22 protein-coding genes, 2 tRNA genes and 1 riboswitch are annotated in these 18819 nt (G+C 68.9%); of the genes, 16 read left to right on the top strand and 8 right to left on the bottom strand.

The window, feature by feature from the left end; genetic code table 11:
* Positions 1-4 precede the first annotated feature (4 nt).
* Genes F787_RS0107085 through cobM form a run of 3 tightly spaced genes read left to right on the top strand, consistent with a single transcriptional unit; the run spans position 5 to position 2462 of the window.
* Complete coding sequence (locus tag F787_RS0107085; protein WP_028491756.1) at positions 5-1240, top strand: bifunctional cobalt-precorrin-7 (C(5))-methyltransferase/cobalt-precorrin-6B (C(15))-methyltransferase; 1236 nt, start codon at positions 5-7, stop codon at positions 1238-1240.
* A gap of 29 nt (positions 1241-1269) precedes the next feature.
* Positions 1270-1698 (top strand): cobalamin biosynthesis protein, encoded by a 429-nt coding sequence (locus tag F787_RS0107090; protein ID WP_028491757.1) that lies wholly within the window; start codon positions 1270-1272, stop codon positions 1696-1698.
* A complete protein-coding gene (gene cobM, locus F787_RS0107095; RefSeq protein ID WP_028491758.1) occupies positions 1698-2462 on the top strand; it encodes a precorrin-4 C(11)-methyltransferase in 765 nt (254 codons plus the stop codon). Before F787_RS0107090 ends, cobM begins: the two co-directional genes overlap by 1 nt.
* 203 nt (positions 2463-2665) lie before the next feature.
* Here cobM and F787_RS0107100 read toward each other — a convergent pair whose 3' ends face one another.
* A complete protein-coding gene (locus tag F787_RS0107100) occupies positions 2666-3232 on the bottom strand; it encodes a cytochrome c (protein WP_028491759.1) in 567 nt (188 codons plus the stop codon).
* Between the two features lie 19 nt (positions 3233-3251).
* Positions 3252-4367 carry a porin gene (locus F787_RS0107105; RefSeq protein WP_028491760.1) on the bottom strand — a complete coding sequence of 372 codons (1116 nt, stop codon included), beginning with the start codon at positions 4365-4367 and terminating at the stop codon, positions 3252-3254.
* Positions 4368-4493: 126 nt separating this feature from the next.
* Positions 4494-4725: riboswitch (cobalamin riboswitch) on the bottom strand.
* A 169-nt stretch (positions 4726-4894) separates the two neighbouring features.
* On the opposite strand from F787_RS0107105, the gene F787_RS0107110 reads away from it, so the two are divergent.
* The gene (locus tag F787_RS0107110) at positions 4895-5896 is read left to right on the top strand and encodes a cytochrome-c peroxidase (RefSeq protein ID WP_028491761.1); all 1002 of its coding nucleotides are present in this window, start codon (positions 4895-4897) and stop codon (positions 5894-5896) included.
* Between the two features lie 97 nt (positions 5897-5993).
* Here F787_RS0107110 and F787_RS0107115 read toward each other — a convergent pair whose 3' ends face one another.
* Complete coding sequence (locus tag F787_RS0107115) at positions 5994-6413, bottom strand: DUF4399 domain-containing protein (protein ID WP_051246078.1); 420 nt, start codon at positions 6411-6413, stop codon at positions 5994-5996.
* 168 nt (positions 6414-6581) lie between these two features.
* On the opposite strand from F787_RS0107115, the gene gltX reads away from it, so the two are divergent.
* The 4 genes from gltX to F787_RS0107135 all read left to right on the top strand — a co-directional run bounded on the left by gltX (position 6582) and on the right by F787_RS0107135 (position 8459).
* Positions 6582-7988, top strand: coding sequence for a glutamate--tRNA ligase (gene gltX / locus F787_RS0107120; RefSeq protein WP_028491763.1), 1407 nt, complete (start codon positions 6582-6584; stop codon positions 7986-7988).
* Positions 7989-8031: 43 nt separating this feature from the next.
* Positions 8032-8107, top strand: a tRNA-Ala gene (locus F787_RS0107125).
* A 24-nt stretch (positions 8108-8131) separates the two neighbouring features.
* Entirely contained in the window at positions 8132-8359 is a 228-nt protein-coding gene (locus F787_RS0107130; protein WP_024329038.1) for a hypothetical protein, read from the top strand.
* Positions 8360-8383: 24 nt separating this feature from the next.
* Positions 8384-8459: transfer RNA gene (locus tag F787_RS0107135), tRNA-Glu, on the top strand.
* A 60-nt stretch (positions 8460-8519) separates the two neighbouring features.
* Here the strand turns inward: F787_RS0107135 and F787_RS0107140 are convergent.
* On the bottom strand, positions 8520-8969 hold the full coding sequence (locus F787_RS0107140) for a bacteriohemerythrin (protein WP_028491764.1): 450 nt from the start codon (positions 8967-8969) through the stop codon (positions 8520-8522).
* Positions 8970-9376: 407 nt separating this feature from the next.
* Between F787_RS0107140 and F787_RS0107145 the strand changes: the two genes are divergently transcribed.
* Positions 9377-9997 (top strand): class I SAM-dependent methyltransferase, encoded by a 621-nt coding sequence (locus tag F787_RS0107145; RefSeq protein ID WP_028491765.1) that lies wholly within the window; start codon positions 9377-9379, stop codon positions 9995-9997.
* 74 nt (positions 9998-10071) lie between these two features.
* Positions 10072-10302, top strand: coding sequence for a putative motility protein (locus F787_RS0107150; protein ID WP_018870200.1), 231 nt, complete (start codon positions 10072-10074; stop codon positions 10300-10302).
* Between the two features lie 53 nt (positions 10303-10355).
* Here the strand turns inward: F787_RS0107150 and F787_RS0107155 are convergent, their stop codons facing one another.
* Together F787_RS0107155 and F787_RS0107160 are read right to left on the bottom strand one after the other, a co-directional pair.
* Positions 10356-10967 carry a YceI family protein gene (locus F787_RS0107155; protein ID WP_028491766.1) on the bottom strand — a complete coding sequence of 204 codons (612 nt, stop codon included), beginning with the start codon at positions 10965-10967 and terminating at the stop codon, positions 10356-10358.
* Positions 10964-11737 carry a CDP-alcohol phosphatidyltransferase family protein gene (locus F787_RS0107160; RefSeq protein ID WP_028491767.1) on the bottom strand — a complete coding sequence of 258 codons (774 nt, stop codon included), beginning with the start codon at positions 11735-11737 and terminating at the stop codon, positions 10964-10966. The genes F787_RS0107155 and F787_RS0107160 overlap by 4 nt, the downstream gene beginning before the upstream one ends.
* Positions 11738-11817: 80 nt before the next feature.
* Between F787_RS0107160 and F787_RS0107165 the strand changes: the two genes are divergently transcribed.
* Genes F787_RS0107165 through F787_RS0107180 form a run of 4 tightly spaced genes read left to right on the top strand, consistent with a single transcriptional unit; the run spans position 11818 to position 15166 of the window.
* Complete coding sequence (locus tag F787_RS0107165; protein WP_028491768.1) at positions 11818-12822, top strand: zinc-binding alcohol dehydrogenase; 1005 nt, start codon at positions 11818-11820, stop codon at positions 12820-12822.
* A gap of 36 nt (positions 12823-12858) precedes the next feature.
* Positions 12859-13257, top strand: a complete 399-nt coding sequence (locus F787_RS0107170) for a 6-carboxytetrahydropterin synthase (protein WP_018870196.1) — start codon at positions 12859-12861, stop codon at positions 13255-13257.
* Positions 13254-14315: a glycosyltransferase family 4 protein gene (locus F787_RS0107175; protein ID WP_028491769.1), complete on the top strand. Its 1062-nt coding sequence runs from the start codon at positions 13254-13256 to the stop codon at positions 14313-14315. The genes F787_RS0107170 and F787_RS0107175 overlap by 4 nt, the downstream gene beginning before the upstream one ends.
* Complete coding sequence (locus tag F787_RS0107180) at positions 14312-15166, top strand: trans-aconitate 2-methyltransferase (protein WP_028491770.1); 855 nt, start codon at positions 14312-14314, stop codon at positions 15164-15166. The genes F787_RS0107175 and F787_RS0107180 overlap by 4 nt, the downstream gene beginning before the upstream one ends.
* Positions 15167-15172: 6 nt before the next feature.
* Here F787_RS0107180 and fabA read toward each other — a convergent pair whose 3' ends face one another.
* The gene (gene fabA, locus F787_RS0107185; protein WP_018870193.1) at positions 15173-15685 is read right to left on the bottom strand and encodes a 3-hydroxyacyl-[acyl-carrier-protein] dehydratase FabA; all 513 of its coding nucleotides are present in this window, start codon (positions 15683-15685) and stop codon (positions 15173-15175) included.
* 94 nt (positions 15686-15779) lie between these two features.
* Positions 15780-16094: a hypothetical protein gene (locus tag F787_RS0107190; RefSeq protein ID WP_018870192.1), complete on the bottom strand. Its 315-nt coding sequence runs from the start codon at positions 16092-16094 to the stop codon at positions 15780-15782.
* 200 nt (positions 16095-16294) lie between these two features.
* Here F787_RS0107190 and F787_RS0107195 point away from each other — a divergent pair, with 200 nt between their 5' ends.
* Both F787_RS0107195 and F787_RS0107200 read left to right on the top strand, forming a co-directional pair.
* A complete protein-coding gene (locus F787_RS0107195; RefSeq protein ID WP_042805762.1) occupies positions 16295-17671 on the top strand; it encodes a hypothetical protein in 1377 nt (458 codons plus the stop codon).
* A 402-nt stretch (positions 17672-18073) separates the two neighbouring features.
* A complete protein-coding gene (locus F787_RS0107200; RefSeq protein WP_019569740.1) occupies positions 18074-18763 on the top strand; it encodes a TIGR04211 family SH3 domain-containing protein in 690 nt (229 codons plus the stop codon).
* Positions 18764-18819: the final 56 nt, after the last annotated feature.

An 18819-nucleotide genomic window follows, 5' to 3' on the forward strand; every position in this document is an offset into this window, starting at 1 on the left:
GAGGATGACCAGTCTAGCCACGAACGAGGAGCGAGCGCCATGGCTGAACATCGTCGGCGTGGGTGCAGAGGGGCTCGCGGGGCTGGCCCCGGATGCCCGCATGGCGCTGGACACGGCGGCGACGGTGATCGGCGGCGCCAGGCATCTGGAGATGCTGCCGGAGCGGCCGGGGCAGGAGCGGCTGGTGTGGCCGTCGCCGCTGGAGACCGCGCTGGACTGGATCGAGGCGCGCGCCGGGCAGCCGCTGTGCGTGCTCGCCAGCGGCGACCCCTTCTGGTTCGGGGTGGGCGCGACCCTGATGCGGCGTTTTCCGGTCGCGCAGACCTGTGTCTGGCCGGCGCCCTCGGCGTTCAGCCTGGCCGCCGCGCGCATGGGCTGGCCGCTGCAGCAGACCCGCTGCCTGTCGGTGCACGGCCGGCCGATGGAGGCGCTGCGGCCCTGGCTGCATGACGGCGCGCGACTGCTGATCCTGAGCCGCGACGGGGATACCCCGGCGGAACTGGCGCACTGGCTGACCGGGCTCGGCTTCGGCGATTCCACCCTGACCGTATTGCAGTCGCTGGGCGCGGACCGCGAGGCGGTCGTCCGCGCGCGCGCCGGGGCCTGGCCGGAGGTCGCGATCGAGGCGCTGAACACCGTGGCGCTGGAATGCCGGGCCGATCCGGCGGCGCAGGTGCTGGCCGCCAGTGCCGGCCGGCCGGAGGCGCAGTTCGAGCAGGACGGACAGATCACCAAGCGCGAGGTGCGGGCGGTGGCGCTGGCCCTGCTGGCGCCCGGACGCGGCGAGCGGCTGTGGGACGTGGGCGCGGGCTCCGGTGCCATCGGCATCGAGTGGATGCTGGCGGATCCGGCCAACACCGCCGTGGCCATCGAGCCGCGCGCGGAGCGCCTGGAACGCATCGCGCGCAACGCGAGCACGCTGGGGGTGCCGGCGCTGCGGTGCATCCACGGGCGGGCGCCGGGGGCACTGGAGGACCTGCCGCCACCCGATGCGATCTTCATCGGTGGCGGGCTGACCACGCCGGGGCTGGTCGAGCACTGCATCGGCCAACTGCGCCCGGGCGGGCGGCTGGTCGCCAGCAGCGTGACCGTGGAAGGGGACGCGGTGCTGGCGGCGGCGCACGAGCGCCACGGCGGCGAGCTCACGCGTATCAACGTCAGCCGCGCGGAGCCGCTGGGCGGCATGGCCGGCTGGCAGCCGTTGCGGCCGGTGACCCTGTGGTCGCTGCGCCGGAGCTGAGGGAAACGCCGAGCGGGGCGCATGTCCGGGTGACCCCCGGCGTCGGCTTCGCCTCGGCCTGCACGGCCGGCGAGCTGGAGGCACTGGTCCGCGAGGTGCTGGCCGAGGCGCACGCCGGGTTGCGGGCGGGGGGCGGCGAGGCGATCGAGATCCGGCAGTTGGCGGCCCCGGGGCACAAGGGCGACAGCCCGGTGCTGTGGACGGCCGCGCGCGACCTGGAGCTGGAGCCGGTGTTCGCGTCGGCGGCCGCGCTGGCCGCGCGCAACGCGGCCCTGTCCACGGACTCGGCGCGCTCGCGTGCCGTCGCCGGGGTCGGTTCGGTGGCGGAGGCGGCGGCGCTGGCGGTGGCCGGCGACGGGGCGCGCCTGCTGCTGCCGCGGCGGCTCTCCGCGCGGGCGAGCTGCGCGGTCGCGGTGCGCATGGTGAACGGGACGGACGAGCTTTTCGAGGAGGGGTGATGACGGTTCATTTTGTCGGAGCGGGGCCGGGTGCGGCCGATCTGCTGACCTTGCGCGGGCGCGATCGCATCGCGGCCTGCCCGGTGTGCCTGTATGCCGGTTCGCTGGTGCCGGAGGCGGTGCTGGAACATGCCCCGGAGGGGGCGCGCGTGGTCAACACCGCGCCACTGACGCTGGACGCGATCATGGAGGAGATCGAACGGGCCCACGCGGCGGGCCAGGACGTGGCGCGCCTGCACTCCGGCGATCTTTCGGTCTACAGCGCGCTGGGCGAGCAGATCCGTCGGCTGGAGGCGGCCGGGATCGAGTACAGCATCACGCCCGGCGTGCCGGCATTCTCCGCCGCCGCCGCGACCCTGGGGCGGGAACTGACGGTGCCGGAGGTGGCGCAGTCGGTGGTGCTGACGCGCACGCCGGGACGGGCGTCCTCCATGCCGGAGCGCGAACGGCTGGCGAGCTTTGCCGCCACCGGGGCGACCCTCGCGATCCACCTGTCGCTACACAATATCGAGACCGTGGTCGAGGACCTGCGGCCGCACTATGGCTGCGACTGCCCGGTGGCGGTCGTGTTTCGCGCCAGCTGGCCGGACGAGACCGTGGTGCGCGGTTCGCTGGGAAATATCGCGGAACGGGCGCAGGCCCTGACCACGCGGCGCTCGGCGCTGATCCTGGTGGGCCCGGCGCTGGACCCGGGCGATTTCCGCGACAGTGCGCTGTACGACCCGGCGCATGTGCGCCGTTACCGCGGCATGGACGGGGACTGAGCGGCGGTGCCGCCGATCTTCCGCAGGCAGGAATGACTCCGGTGGAAGTTGTGGGGCACGGGCCTTTTCGCCTGCAAGCAGGCTCCTACATCGTCGCGAACTTGTAGGAGCCTGCTTGCAGGCGAAGGCGGGGCGCTCCTGGTCAGGATAACGGAAAGGGACCGCCGGGCGGCGGCCCCGGTTTCCGCGTTTTCCCGCGTGGTTCAGCGGCGGCGGAAGTTGTCGTGGCAGGCGAGGCACTGGTGGCGCACGCCGTTCAGGGCCTCGGTGGCGCGTAGCTTAAAGTCCTCGTCCTCCAGGTCGTTGGCCGACTCCACCTTGCGCTGCAGCTCGGTGGTCGCCTCGCGGTAGGCCGCCTTGTACTCGGCGAACACCGGGTCCTCCCAGGCCGCGGGCAGGGCCCCGGGTTCGCCGTCGGGCGCCGGTGTCTCGCGGGCGAACCAGGTGTCGATGTCGTCGGCCCCGCTCGCGAGTTCGTCGGCCAGCTCGGGCAGACGTTCGGCGAACGGTGCGTCGTAGCGCAGGATCTGCTCGATGCTGCGGTAGGTGGCCGAGGTCCCCTGCATGCTCTGCTGCCGAAAGCGTTGGAAGGCCTCGGTGGCGTCCACACCGGCCGGATCGTCCAGGGTCTCCGCGTAGTCTTCGCCCCAGGGGCCCGGCATCGGCACGCTGATCTCGTCTTCCGCGCCGGCGGTACCGGTCGCTGCGAGCAGCAGGGCCAGCGACAGGCCGGCCGTCAGCGGCCGGCGCGTGGATGGCATCCGTTTCATGGCGATTCTCCCTGTTTGTTCAGAAGCGGAACTGGTGCTGCAGGTGCAGCTGCCAGTTCGAGGTGTCGGTGTCGCGGTCCAGCCACATGAGCTGGGTCTTCTGCCGCTGCCCCCGGTGGTACCAGTTGAGGCCGGCGCCCCATTCGCGCTGCCAGCGCTCGTCCCCGTCCAGGTCGTCGCCGGCGTCGTGGCGCAGTACCGCGTGGCGGGCGGCGAGCTCGAGGCCCTCCAGCGGCAGCGCCTGCGCCAGTTCCAGCTCGGCCCCCAGGTCGTGGTAGCTCGCGGTGCGGTCGGGGGATACATCGCGGCGGAAGGCCGCCAGCGACAGCGAGGTATGGCCGAACTTGACCACCGCGTCGGCGGTGGCGGTGACCCAGTCGGCGCGCTGCCGGTCCACCGTGTCTTCCTGCCCGCGGCTCCAGTCGCGCAGGTGGTTGCGGCTGGCGGCCTGCAGGCCGGCGCCCAGGGCTACGGTTCGCTCCACGGCCCGGCCCACCGTGGTGTTGTCGCGCGGGACCGATCCCACCGGAGCCCAGGCGACGCGGGCGCTGAACAGGTGCCCGGAGGTGGAGGGCCGGTCGTCGCGCTGATCGAGACGGCCGCGGCCATCGAATATCCCGACCGCCCAGGCGCGGTCGTCGCCCGCGCCACCCAGCAGGGCGAGCCCGGTATCGCGTCCGGCCGGGATCTCGAACTGGTTGCCGGCGATGCTCAGTTCGGTGAACAGGCGGTTGGGGCCGCCGATGTCCCGCGCCAGACCGAAGGGCACGGTGAACTGGCCCACCCGCAGGCCCAGGTGTTCGCCCGGGCCGTACTCCAGCCAGACGTCACGCATGGACAGCTCGCCGCTGCTGAAATCCGACTGCAGGCGAAAGCTCAGTTCTGGGTGGAACAGGGTGCCCGAGGTGTCCAGCCAGGCGCGGCGGAAATCGAACTCGCTGCTGGAGCCGTCCGGATCATACTCGTAGCTGTAGCGGCCCTGGATCAGCGGCTCCAGGGTGACCTGCAGGCCGTCTTCCGCGTCGCCGATTTCGAAACCGGCCTGCGCCGGCGCAATGCCCGCGGCCGTCACCAGGCACAGGGTGGCCAGGGCCGGGACGGCAGGCCGCCCCGGCTGAGGTTGGGTGCTTTTCATTGTTGTGTTGCTCCCCTGGACGTGCGACCCCGCACGCCGTGGATGAAACGACGCCGGCAGTCGGGCAAGGGAGCAGGGGGGAAGGGGGCGGACACACCGGCCCCGTCCCGCTCGGCCGCCCGCCGCGGCGTCGGGTTTCCTCCAGGCCGGTCTCCGGACTCGCGAAGGGGATGCAGGACATCCCGGGCGGATCGCCTTCCCGCGGGCATCCCGTGGATGCGCCGCAGTGGCACTGGATCCGCCTGTCTTCGCCTACCGTTGCGGGGGCAGTGCCGGCATTGCGAACGTCGATTCACGCACCGGCTTCCCGATTATCCCCGGCGTCGTGGGCCGGGGCACCTGAAGGCGGGCGGACTGTAACCGCGTCCCGTCACGCGGGCAAGGGCGGAGCCGGGTTGATCTGTATCAAGGTTATGCAGGATTACACCGCCGGCCGGCCTGTGACGGGGGATGTTTCTTTTAGACTGAGTCCATGTGGTGACGGTTTGCAGCCGGGCCGCATCCAGACCAATAAAAAGGAGCGAACCATGCAGAAGAAGCGCATTTTCCGGGGGCTGCTCGTCTCGGCCTGTACGGCCGTGGCACTGGGCCTCTCCGCCCCGACGTTCGCCGGCGATTACGATCAATACCGCGACATGTTCGAGCCGCTGCCGGCCCTGCCGCCGATCCCGGCCGACAATTCCCTGACCGACGAGAAGGTGGAGCTGGGCAAGTTCCTGTTCTTCGAGCCGCGCATCTCCAGCTCGGGCGTGATCTCCTGCGCCACCTGCCACAACCCCGCGCTGGGCTGGGCCGATCGCATCCCGCGTGCCGTTGGGCATGCCGGCCAGGTGGGCGAACGCAACAGTCCGACGGTGCTGAACTCCGGGTTCTTCGAGGCCCAGTTCTGGGATGGCCGCGAGGATGACCTGGAAGGTCAGGCCCTGGGTCCGATCCAGGATGCGGTGGAGATGGCCATGCCGCTGGAAGAGGCGATCGCGCGCCTGGAGGACTTCCCCGAGTACATCGAGATGTTCGATGCGGCGTACCCGGATTATGACGGCGACAACGTCGTGAACACCGATCACGTGGCCAAGGCCCTGGCCTCGTTCCAGCGTACCCTGAATACGCCGAACTCCGATCTGGACCGCTGGCTGGTGGGTGACGAGGACGCGATGAGCGAGCAGCAGAAGCGCGGCATGGCCCTGTTCGCGGATAACGGCTGCGTGGCCTGCCATCGCGGCCCGGCGCTGACGGACTCGAATTTCCACCAGATCCAGGTGCCGGGTTCCGAGGACAAGGGGCGCTATCTGGTGACCGGGGAGGAACGCGACAAGTACGCCTTCAAGACCCCGACGCTGCGCAACGTGGCCCTGACCTACCCCTACATGAACAATGGCGAGACCGAGACCCTGAAGGAAGCCATTGAAATCATGGGTCAGGAGATGCTGGACACCGACTTCACGGAAGACGAGCTGGAAGACATCGAGGCGTTCATGCACGCCCTGACCGGCGAGATGCCGGACGTCACCATCCCGGCCCTGCCGTGATCCATCGGGGGCTCGGCGGCTGAACGCTGATGCCCCCTTCGTTGAGGCTTTCGAGGCCCCCTCCATGTCCTGGAGGGGGCCTTTTTGATGGGTGCCGCTATTCCACCGTGATGGTGATTTTTTCGGAAACCACCGGCGGATCGAAGCTGATGTGGCGATAGTCCATGAAAAGCAGCTGCAGGGTATGGGTGCCGGGCTCCAGTTCTACCTCACCTTCGGTCTGACCACCTCCGAAGTGGTGTTTGTGGTCCGTGAAGGGCAGGGAGGCATCCAGGTCCACTTCGTCCAGAGGCTTGTTTACGAGCAGGTGGTGGTGCCCGGTGTTGTCGGCGTCGACGCCGGCCGGGGCTATCCCCATGCCGCGCAGTCCCATGCGTACATGTACCGGGCCCTCGACGGTGTCACCATCCTGCGGGCTGATGAAGTAGACCTCGGTCCCCTCGGCGGGTGCCGGGCGATCGGCGAGCGCCGATACGGGCAGGACAAGCGCGGCGGCAAGGGCCACGGACGAGGCCATGAAGATCCGGTTTCTGATCATCGGAGAATCTCCTTTTCCGGGTGAAGGGCGCAGGGACCGGGTCTCGGGGTCCCTGAAGGAAGTGTAGACGGTCCGGGGCGGGGTCAAGGGCGCGGTCGTCTGCTACCCTGTGTGGCCCTGTTGACTACCGGAAGCGAGTGTTCGCGCATGGCCTTTCGTACCCGTTTTGCCCCCAGTCCGACCGGCTACCTGCACATCGGCGGTGCCCGCACCGCGTTGTTTTCCTGGCTGTATGCCCGCCACCATGGTGGCGAGTTCGTACTGCGTATCGAGGACACCGATCTCGAGCGCAGTACCGCCGAGTCGGTGAATGCCATCCTGGAGGGCATGAACTGGCTGGGCCTGACCTACGACAAGGGTCCGTTCTACCAGACCGACCATTTCGACCGGTATCGCGAAGTCATCGATCAGCTGCTGGCCTCCGGCCACGCCTATCGCTGCTATTGCACGAAGGAAGAGCTGGATGTGATGCGCGAGGAGCAGAAGGCGCGCAAGGAGAAGCCGCGCTACGACGGCCGCTGTCGCGCCCGAACCGAGCCGCGCGAGGGCGTGGATCCGGTGATCCGTTTCCGCACCCCGGACGAGGGCGCCACCATCGTTGATGACATGGTGCGCGGCAAGGTGGCGTTCCAGAACAGCGAACTGGATGACCTGATCATCGCCCGCTCCGACGGTTCGCCGACCTACAACCTCACGGTGGTGGTGGACGACATGGACATGGGCATCAGCCATGTGGTGCGTGGCGATGACCATCTCAACAACACCCCGCGCCAGATCAACATCCTCAAGGCCCTGGGTGTGGAACCGCCGCGTTACGGCCATCTGCCGATGATCATGGGCCCGGACGGCGCGAAGCTGTCCAAGCGCCACGGGGCGGTGTCGGTGATGCAGTTCCGCGAGGAGGGCTACCTGCCCGAGGCGCTGCTGAACTATCTGGTGCGGCTGGGCTGGGCCCACGGGGACCAGGAGATCTTCTCGCTGGACGAGCTGGTGCGCCTGTTCGATATCGAGGACGTCAATCAGTCCGCCTCGGCCATCAACCCCGACAAGCTGCTGTGGCTGAATCAGCACTACATCAAGACCCTGGACCCCGACCATGTGGCGCTGGAGCTGGGCTGGCACCTGGGCCAGCTGGGCGTGGATCCCGCCGAGGGGCCGGAACTGCGGCAGGTGGTGCTGGCGCAGCGGGAACGGGCGCGTACGCTGCGCGAGATGGCCGAGAACAGCGTGTATTTCTATCGCGACTTCGACGAATACGATCCGAAGGCCGAGCGCAAGCAGCTGACGCCGGAGGCCCGCGAGGTACTGCAAACCCTGCACGACGGCTTCAGTGCCCTGGGCGCCTGGGACAAGGAGGCGCTGCACGAGGTGGTGCAGCACACCGCCGAGCGGCTGGAACTCAAGCTCGGCAAGGTCGCCCAGCCATTGCGTGTGGCGCTGACGGGCGGTACTGTATCGCCACCGATCGACGACACGCTGGTGCTGATCGGACGCGAGCGCTCGCTGGAACGGATCGAGCGGGCCATCGCAAAGATTTCCGCACAAGCGGGTTGACACGAATAAGGGGTGTGGCTACATTACGCACCTCGCCGGTTACGGGGCCATAGCTCAGCTGGGAGAGCGCCTGCATGGCATGCAGGAGGTCGGCGGTTCGATCCCGCCTGGCTCCACCATTACGGCGAATGGCAGGATCAGCGATGCATCGTTTTGGAATGATCTCCATCTACGTTGGGCTGGTTTTGTCGATTGTGGGATTGTTCGGCGGTTTCGGGTTGATGTTTGCCGGTGAGCAGACATGGTCCAAGCCACTGGTCGCAATGGTCCCGCTGGGGTTCCTGCTGGTTTTCAACGGTGTGGTGACAACCATCCTGCATCGTCCGAAAGGCAGCCGCGGAAGTGAAAGGCCGCAAGGACCTCCTGACTAGTTTGCAGCATGACGTTGCCTCTGCGTCCCCATCGTCTAGAGGCCTAGGACACTGCCCTTTCACGGCAGCGACCGGGGTTCGAATCCCCGTGGGGACGCCATATTCCAAGGGCCCGGATCCAGACGCACTGGATCCGGGCCTTTTTCGTTCTGGTCCGGAATCAGCCGCCGAAGATCTTTTTCTTCCAGCGCGACAGCCAGCCCCCTTCCAGGATCGGTCGGACATAGGGGACATAGTCGAGGTCATCGCGCTTGATGTGGTTCATCAGCCACAGGCCCAGATCCGAGCGGATCTTGCGCGCCACGCCGAACGTGTCGTGCCCCTGTTCCAGTTCTCCGCGCAGTTTCTCGATGCGCGCGGTAAAGGCCTCGTGCACCTTGCGGTGGGCATCCAGGGCCGGGTAACCGGCCTTCTCCATCAGGCCCTCTTCGAACACCAGGTGGGACGAGGTGTAGTCGAGAAGGCCGTCCACCACCTCGCGCACCTCCTTTTCGTTCTCGGTGGCGATCGCATGTTCGGTCTGCTGCAGGTATTCGAAGATCCGCTTGTGCTGTTCGTCGATCACATCCAGGCCGAGTTCCAGATTGGAGCTCCAGTTGAGGCTGGTCATGGGGAACACCCTTTCCGATAGTGGAGATATAACCCTCTACCATGTAACAGAACGAGCCGGGTTGCGCATCGCAGAGGGGATCCAGACCGCTTCTTTGTTGATCCGTGTCAATTGAAGGGGCGGCGGATGGGAAGGGCGAAAAAAAGAAGCCCGGCCGGAAGCCGGGCTCAAAGTACTGAAACAACCGTGTGACGGAGGGAGTCGGTTGTCTCGGTGTACCGGTCGGGGACCGGGTCAACACCATGCAGTGGCCACATCGTGACCGGGGTTACGGAAACACCCGTGGAGGGTTTTTCGTCACCACTCGTCAGCTGTGACGGGATAACCGGAGAGAGGTTCCGGTTGCGGGTGCGACATGCGATACAGTTCACGGTTTCTCCGACAGTGAATCAATACGGAACGAGGACATGCGCGGACTGGAACAGATCCCCTGGCTTTACGATGGCTTCATGGTGCTGGCCGATGCGCTGGGCCTGCGTCGCTGGCGGATGCGCCTGGTATCCGGGGCCCGGGGACGGATCCTGGAAGTCGGTTGCGGAACCGGGCGCAATTTGCCGCTGTATCCGCAGACGGCGGAAGTCATTGGCGTGGAGCCGGACTTCCTCGCGCTACGGAGTGCGCGGCGTCGCGCTCCCGGGGTGCCGCTGGTGGTGGCCCGCGCCGAGGCCCTGCCGTTCGTCGAGGGGCAGTTCGACGCGGTGGTATCCGGGCTGGTGTTCTGTTCGGTGCAGGATCCGCCCGCCGCCCTGAACGAGGTGCGGCGGGTCCTTGGCGCGGAGGGCGAGCTGCGGATGCTGGAGCATGTGCGCCACACGCGTCCGTTGCTGGCGCGGATGCAGGACCATGTGCAGCCGGCCTGGACCTGTGTGGCCGGTGGCTGTCATCCCAACCGGGATACCGAAGCCGCTGTGTCCGCCGCCGGTTTTGCGATCGATCCGCAGGACCGGGTGGCCCGGGGCGTGATGCGGCGCTTCACCGCGCGTCCCGCCGGATCCGGAAAAAAGGCTCAGGAGAACCCTCAAGTCTGAGCGGTAGCCGCCGCTAACGTCGGTGCAGGCGTCCTGTCCATTCGCAAACGCCTGTCAACGCCAGGGAGGTACCCATGGATGTCAACGCAGCGGTATCCCAGGCCGTGCAGATGCAGCAGGCGAGCCTGATGCAGCAGAAGGATGTCGCGGTAATGAATCGTGCCATGGAGGCCGAGGAAGCCGCGGTGGCTCAGCTGATCGACGGCATGCCCGACGTTTCGGGCAGTGCCGGGGTGGAAGCAGCGGCCGGTGCGGCCGCAGCGCTGCCCGACAATGTCGGGACGCTGGTCAATACCACGGCCTGAGGCAGGGCCGGAGATCGCTGGTCTCCGGCCTTTTTTTGTGGGGGCCCGGGCGGTTACTGCCGCTGTGCCTCGAATTCGATGATCAGTTCCACCGTGTCGCCCACGATGTTGCGGATCAGTCCGTAATCCATGCCGAAGTCGCTGCGCTGGAATTCGCCCCGCATCGAGGCGCCCAGTACGTAGGGGCGGGAGAAGATGCCGCCCAGCGGAAACGGGTAGCGTCCGACCTTGTTGATGGTGACGTCCAGGGTGATCGGCCGGGTTTCGCCCAGCAGTTCCAGATCCCCGGTCAGCTGCCCGCTGCTCTCCCCGGTGGGTTCGTAGTCGGTGGCGGTGAAGCGCATTTCCGGATGGTTTTCCACGTCGAGGAAGTCATCGCTGCGCAGGTGGTCGTCGCGTTCCTGGTGGTTGGTGAACACGCTGTCGGTCTGCACCACGAAGTGCCCCTCTCCAAGCTCGCCCGTGTCGGGATCGAACATGAAGGATCCCTCGGCCTCGAGGAACATGCCCAGGACCCGGGCGAACTCGGCATGATCGACGAGGAAGCCCACCGCGAAATGTTCGGTGTCGATCTCCCACTCGTCCATCGCCAGGCTGGTTCCGGGCAGCACCGATGCCAGGCTCAGCAGGGCCGTCGCGGCCAGGGTGCGGAATCGGTGGCTCATGGGGTTTCCTCCGGGGTCTGGGGATGTGAACCGGGTCTGTTCCGATACAGATAGACGATATCCGCGGCGAATGAAACCGTGAGCATGGCCAGCGCCAGGACCGCCGCGGCGACGGCCGCCGCCGCTGGAACGGCAGGGGCGAGGGCGATCAGCAGGGCCGGGGTCTGCAGCACGCATACCGCCTGGCGCCGCCGGCTGGGCGGCAGCTCCGCGCGCAGCCAGGGCAGTCCGCGCCCGGCCAGCACGAACAGATAGCGCATGGCCCCGATCGCCAGCACCCAGACGCCCGCGGGTCCGGGCTGCCACGCGAGCACGGACAGCGCGAGGATGAGTGCCGCGTCCAGCTCCATGTCGAAACGCGCGCCGAAGGCCGACGTGGTGCCGCTGCGCCGTGCCACGGCTCCGTCGAGCCCATCCAGTAACAGCACCAGCAGGGCGAGGACGACGACCCAGGCCAGTCCGGCATCGGGCAGGGGGAACGCGGGCATCGGTGCGAGGAGCGCGAGCCCGCCCACCGGGGCCGCGAGGGCCGCGCGTATCAGGGTTACGCGGTTGCCGGGCCCGGGGACCGCGCGCAGGCCGCCGGCGTGCCCGGCACCGGTCACCAGCAGCCCCCACAGCAGCGCCCACAGCAGGGCGGTCGCGGGCAGCAGAGCGGGGCCGACCGGGGTCAGGCTCGTAATGAGGGTCGCAACACCCAGCGCCAGCAGTCCGCCGAGAACCAGATCGGTGGAGCGGAGCGGCCTGTGCAGGGCGGTGGGGGCGGGCATGGACGGGCTTTCCTCGGCTACACTGCAGGCTTCATTCACCGGGAGGATGGCGCAGTGTCCCTCTGGTCGCGAAAGCCCGCATGAACCGCGCACGAGCCTTCTGGATCACCGCGCCCGGCGAGGGCGAGATCCGCGATGCGCAATTGCCGCCGCCGGCCTCCGGGGAGTGCCGGGTGCGGGCCCGCTATGGCGCGATATCGCGCGGCACCGAGTCGCTGGTGTTCCGCGGGCGGGTGCCGCCGGATCAGTACACCGCGATGCGGGCACCGCTGCAGGAAGGGGACTTCCCTGCGCCGGTGAAATACGGCTACATCAGCGCAGGCGTGGTCGAGTCCGGCAAGCGTGCCGGCGAACGGGTGTTCTGTCTGCACCCGCACCAGGACCGTTACAACGCGCCGGATTCCATGCTGGTGCCGATCCCGGACGCGGTCCCGGACGCGCGCGCGGTACTGGCGGCGAACATGGAAACGGCCGTGAACATCGTGTGGGACGCCGGAGCGGGTCCCGGCGACCGGGTGGCGGTGATCGGTGCGGGGGTGGTCGGGTTCCTGTGCGCCTGGCTGATCCGTGCAATCCCGGGCACGCAGGTGGATCTGATCGACCCCGAGCCCGCGCGGGCGGAACCGGCGCGGGCGCTGGGGCTGACGCTGCATACGCCGGCGGATGCCCGCGAGGCGCTGCCTCCCGCGTCGCGCGATGCGGCGATCCATTGCAGCGGTCAGGGTGACGGGCTGGTGCAGTCGCTGGAGCTGGCGGGCACCGAGGCCCGGGTGGTGGAGGCCAGCTGGTATGGCGATGCGCCGGTGAGTCTGCCGCTGGGCGCCGGGTTCCATTCGCGGCGTCTGGAGCTGCGCAGCAGCCAGGTGGGCCGTATCCCGCCGGCACGCGCCGCGCGCTGGGACTACCACCGGCGTCTGGCGCTGGCGCTGGAGCTGCTCGCCGATCCGGTGCTGGAGGTCCTGATCAGCGGCGAGGATCGTTTCGAGGACCTGCCGCGGGTGATGCCGCGGGTAGCCGGGCCCGAGGCCGCCACGACACTGTGCCATCGCATCCGTTATCCCGATCCCGACCCCGTGTGGGTCTGAACGAGTCCGACCGAATTGCCAAGGAGAGACTCCCGCATGTACAGCCTGAACGTCCGCGATCACTTCATGATTGCCCACAGCTTCGCCGGTGAGGTGTTCGGTCCCGCGCAGAACCTGCACGGCGCCACCTACGTGGTGGACGTGACCTTCCGCCGGGCCGAGCTGGATGACGACGGTCTGGTGGTCGACATCGGCCGGGCCGGCGAGGTGCTGCGCAGCATCCTCGCGGAACTGAACTACCAGAACCTGGACGACCGACCCGAGTTCGAGGGGCAGAACACCACAACCGAATTCCTCGCCCGGGCGATTCACGGACGCATCGCCACCGCCATCCACGAGGAGCGTCTGGGCGCTTCCGCACGGGGCCTGGACGCGGTCTGCGTGACCCTGCACGAATCCCACGTGGCCTGGGCCGCCTACGAGGCGGCTCCTTGAGCGAGGCCGCCGATCTGCGCCTGCTGGTTCCCGGGGCGCTGGATCAGCCCACCGGTGGCTACCGGTTCGATGCGCGCATGCTGGCGGGCCTGCGCGAGCGCGGCTGGCAGACGGCAGTCGACGAGCTTCAGGGCGACTTCCCCGGACCCTCCGCGGACGCTGCGGCGGCGCTGGATGCGGCCCTGGCGGCGGCCCCCGATGGCCAGCGGGTGCTGGTCGACGGCCTCGCGGGCGGCGCCTTCCCCGAGGTGCTCGAGCGCCACGCGCAGCGGCTGCGTCTGCTCGCGCTGGTGCATCACCCGCTCGGGCTGGAGACCGGCCTGGAACCCGCGCGCAGCCGCGAGCTCCTCGTGCTGGAGCGGGCCGGGTTGCGAAGCAGTCGCGGGATCGTCACCACCAGCGCGTATACCGCCGACGTGCTGGCCGGATGGGGAATCGAGCGTCCGCGTCTGCGGGTGGTCCCGCCCGGTGTGGAACGTCAGGCGGCGGCATCGGGACCCGGTCCCGGGGAGCCGCCGTGCCTGCTGGCGGTGGGGTCCCTGATCCCGCGCAAGGGGCAGCACCACCTGATCGCCGCGCTGGCCGGACTGACGGATCGCGCCTGGCACCTGGTCCTGGCCGGGCCGGCGGATCGCGACCCGGGATTCGTGCGTCGCCTGCGCCAGCAGATCGAGGATCACGGTCTGCGGGACCGGGTCACCGTCACCGGAACCTGCGACGAGGCCGATCTCGATGCCTGGTTCGATGGCGCCTCGCTGTTCGTCCTGCCCAGCGAATACGAGGGGTTCGGCATGGTGTATACCGAGGCCATGGCGCGCGGCCTGCCGGTGATCGCCACCACCGGTGGTGCGATCCCGTACACCGTGCCGGCCGCCGCGGGTGCCCGCCTGCCGCCGGGCGACGTCCCGGCGTTGCGCGCCGCGCTGACGGATTATCTGGAGCGCCCGGAAGCCTGGCTTGCCGCCGGGGCCGCCGGCCGACGGGCCGCGCGGCAGATGCCCGACTGGCCACAGGCGGTCGTCGCGATGGATCGGGCGCTGCGCGAGCTGACACCATGAGCGAGCACTTCGATCGCGAGTGGCTGGGCCTGCGCGAGCCCGTGGATCATGCGGCGCGCCCGGCGTCCCTGGCCGACGCGCTCGCGGAGTGGGTGGTGCGGGTTCGGGGAGCGAACGAGGCACCGCTGCGGGTGCTGGATCTGGGCGCCGGCACCGGTTCGAACCTGCGCTGGCTCGCTCCGCGGCTGCCGGACCTGCAGCTCTGGACCCTGGTGGATCATGATGCCTCCCTGCTGGACGCGGCCCGCCGCGACGCCGGCGGCGAACGCGTGGAACACCTGCGGGTCGAGGACTTCGCTGCCGCGCCTCCGGCCTTGCCGGGCGCGGCGCCCGACCCGTTGCTGGTGACCGGCGCGGCGCTGCTGGATCTGGTCTCGGCCCGGTGGCTGGATGCACTGGTCGCTGCCTGTGCCGCGCGCGGGGCCGCGGTACTGTTCGCGCTGAGCTACGACGGCCGGATCGAATGGTCGCAGCCGGACCCGGAGGACGCGGACCTGCTGGCGGCGGTCAATCGTCACCAGGGCACCGACAAGGGTTTCGGGCCGGCGCTGGGTCCGGGGGCGGCGATGCACCTGGAGCGGGCGCTGGAGCGTCATGGTTATCGCGTGGAGGCGGCCGCCTCACCGTGGGAGCTGGATGCGGCCACGCCGGCGCTGGTGCGGGCCCTGATCGACGGCTGGGCCGCAGCGGCGGCTGCCATGGAGCCGACACGGGCCGGGGACTTTCGGGCCTGGGCCGCGCGGCGCCGGGATGCAGTGATCGGCGACGGCTGCCGCCTGCGCGTCGGGCATCGGGACGTACTGGGGCTGCCCCCGGCCCCGGGACGGGGCTCGGGGGTGGCTGCCGGGTGACGCCGCTCAGAAATTCTCGGTGGAGGTGAACAGGCCGACGCGCAGGTCACTGGCCTCGTAGATCGTGCGGCCGTCCACCTGCACAGTGCCGTCGCCGATCCCCAGCACCAGCTTGCGCGAGATCACCCGCTTCATCTCCACATGGTAGGTGACCCGCTCCGCGGTGGGGAGCACCTGGCCGGTGAACTTCACCTCGCCCACGCCCAGCGCGCGCCCGCGCCCCGGGTTGCCCAGCCATGCCAGATAGAACCCCACCAGCTGCCACATCGCGTCCAGCCCGAGGCAGCCGGGCATCACCGGATCGCCCGGAAAGTGGCAGGCGAAGAACCACTGATCGGGGTGGATGTCCAGCTCGGCCACCATCTCGCCCTTGCCGAACTGCCCGCCGTCGCTGTTGATCTCCGTGACCCGGTCCATCATCAGCATGTTGGGCACCGGCAACTGAGCATTGCCCGGGCCGAACATGTTGCCGTAGCCGCAGGCCAGGAGTTCATCGCGATCGTACTGATTCTTCTGCATTGAAAGATGCTCGGGGGAAAAGCCCGGTATTGGACCGAAACCGGCGGGCAAAAGCAATTCCCGCCGCGCTGTACGGCAGCGGGAAAAAGCCGGTTCAGGCGTCGGCCGGGTAGCGCAGCAACTCCGCGAGGGTAAAGAAACGGTCCCCGCGCAGATAGCCGGCCTGGACTTCCGGGACCAGAGCGCCGGGGCGCCCCCGGGCGTCGCGTTCGGCCACCCACTCGGCGGGCAGGGTGTCCAGGATGTGGGCGCTGGCCAGGCGCCCGTCCTCCAGCTGACTGGCATGGACCTGGCCGTTCCCTCGGTGGCGGAAGGCCGGAATCCAGCCCGCGGTGAAGCCGGTGTCCAGCCATTCCGGCTCCTCGCGGGTGGTCACCGACGGGCCGGACAGGAGATCGAGATCAAGCATCGCGGATCCTCCGAAGATTTAATCGGGGTATCGGCGTGGCCCCGCGGAACTTGAGGCCGGAACGATCGCCCTGCGTCGGTGGTGCGGGCGGCGAGCCGGGTACGGGTCGTGCATAATCGGGTTCATCATACAGACCGCGAAACCGTTCCCGGGGACGCCGGCCTTCCGGTCGCTTCGGGTGCGGACCGAAAGGGGGAAGAGTGGCGGTTACCGTCCTGCTGTGGAGCCTGGCGATCGTGATCGCCATCGGCGTGCTGGATCTTGCGCGACAACCGCTGCGGCGTTTTCTCGTGGCGCTGGCGGGTGCGGTCGCACGGGGGGTATGCGCCCTGCGCCGCCAGGTCCTGCATCTGCGGGATGCGGTGCGCGACTGGCATGGCGGGCATCTGGAACGCCTGGAGGCCGAACGCATCCATTCCGCGGTAGAGGCACTGGAGCGGCGTTACGGGGAGATGGTCGGGCACGACCTGGCCCAGCTCCCGGCCCTGCGCCAGCAGGCGCGCGACACGCTGCGCGTGCTGGACGAGGCCTATCAGCGCGACGAGCAGCGGCTGATCCAGGAGCCCGAATGGGTCGAACGGCTGGAGGCCCTGGCGCGCGGTCCTGCCAGTGATACGCCGGAAAGCCGGCGCCTGGCGCAGGACATGGAGGACACCGTACTGCGCATCGCCCGCTCCGGGCTGGAGGAGCAGCGGCGTTCGGCCAGCGCGCTGCTGTCGGCCCGGCGACGCGCGGACAGCCCTTTGCGCGAGATGGTCGGCAATCTGGAGCGGGTACAGGAACGCCTGGCCCGGCTGGAGCGCCAGGGCGAGCGCCTGGACCGGGCGCTGGGCCGTTGCGAGGAGGTCGACCGTCCGGTCCGGCGCGCCCTCCCGGCGCATGCCCAGGCGGCGACCCAGTGGCTGATGGGCGCGGCCGGCCTGGCCCTGGCCGCGCTGGCCGTGGTGGTCCATCAGCATGTCTTCGGCCCGGCTCTGGCCGGCATGTTCCCGGAGACCGCCAACGCACCGGGCGCGATGGCACCCGGGTCGGAATGGATGCTGTACCTGCTGCTGGGGACCGCCGCCCTGGCCGGATGGATCCTGGCCGAGACCCGCGGCGTGACCCGGGTCCTGCCGCATGCGCTGATGGAGGGCGGCGGCTGGGCGCCGCGGGTGCTGGCCGGACTGTCCATCGCGGTGCTGGTCCTGGTGGCGGCGGTATCGGCGTTCACCGGGTTCCATCTTGACTGGCTCATCTACCAGCATGAACTGGTCACTCTGCTGCTGGAAGGCGAGGAACGCGCCCTGCCAGCCGGCATCCGTCATGCCGAACAGCTGGTCGGCGCGGCGCTGGGACTGCTGATCCCGCTGCTGCTGGCGCTGGTGCCGGTGTGGGTGGTGGGCTTTCTGCAGGCGACCCGCATCCTCGCCGGGGGGGTGCTGAGTGCCGGGCTCGGCGTGCTCGCGGGCATCCTGTACCTGGCGGCGGTAGGGGCCTGTCAACTGCGGCGTCTGCTGCCGGCGACCTTCGAACTGATCATCTTCGTGCCGGCCGCCATCCGGCGCTGGCTGGCCGCGCGCCGCAACGGGGCGTGAACCGTGTCACCGGAAGCCGGAGGGATGCGTGCACATTCGCCAGCGCCTGCCTAGGGAAACACTGATCAATGTACACGCTCGCGCTCGAGTCGCTTTTGCGTGCGAACAAGGCGCGGTGACTGCCGTGCAGTTACTCTGCACAAGGGAACCGCAACGCCGTGCGCGCGCAAAAGCGGCCGAGCCCCTGTGTTCAATGGCTTGTGGGGGTTGGCACCCCGGGTTCCCCGATCCTGCGTTGCGCCGCTTGCGGGTAGAACCACTACCCGCTGCACGACGCGCCTTGTCTCGGAAAACCCGGGGTGCCAACGCGAGCGTGTACATTGGTCAGTGTTTCCCTAGAATGATCCCTCTTCCGAAACATCGCCGCGCCCCGCTCGGGTGCGGCCAATGACGAGGCAAGGCATGGTGCGCAGGTTGCAGATCCGAAACGGGCTGGTGGTGCTGTCGCTGGCGGGGGCCCTGATGGTCGCAGGCACTGCGCCGGCTGCGGCGCAGACGCGATACGTCTCGGACAGTCTGGAGACGGCCGTTTACAGCAGTCCCCAGGGCGGACGGATCGTCAGTTCGGTGGATGCCGGTGACCAGGTACAGGTGCTGGAGGACGACGGCGGCTACAGCCGTATCCGTCTGCCCAGTGGCAACGAGGCATGGATCCTGACCCGCTACCTGCAGGACGAGCCGCATGCGCGCGAACGCCTCGCCGAGGTGGAAGAGGAGCTGGCCGAGATCCGTTCCGGCGCCGACGACCAGGAAGGCCGCATCGCCGAACTGCTGGACGAGCGCAATGAACTGCAGCGCGAGGTCGAAGAACAGTCCGAACGCATGGCCGGCATGCAGGAAGAGCTCGAGGAGCTGCGCGACATTGCCGAACGGCCGCAGGAAATCCAGCGGCGCAACGAGCGCCTGGAAGAGGAACTCCTGGAGACCCGCGAAGCCGCCGAGGACTACCGGCGTCAGGTCGAAGTGATGCGCGCCGACAGCGACCGCCGCTGGTTCATGACCGGGGCCGCCGTGGCCGTGGGCAGCGCGATCCTGGGGATCATCCTCACACGCCTGCCGACCCGCCGTCGGCGCAGTGACTGGCTGAACTGACCCTCCGGCCGGGGGCGGGGTCTGTTGCGCTGTCGGGGCTGACCCGGTAGCCTTCC

The sequence above is a fragment of the Thioalkalivibrio sp. ALE19 genome, from assembly GCF_000428605.1.
In the GTDB taxonomy this organism is placed as follows: Bacteria; Pseudomonadota; Gammaproteobacteria; order Ectothiorhodospirales; family Ectothiorhodospiraceae; genus Thioalkalivibrio.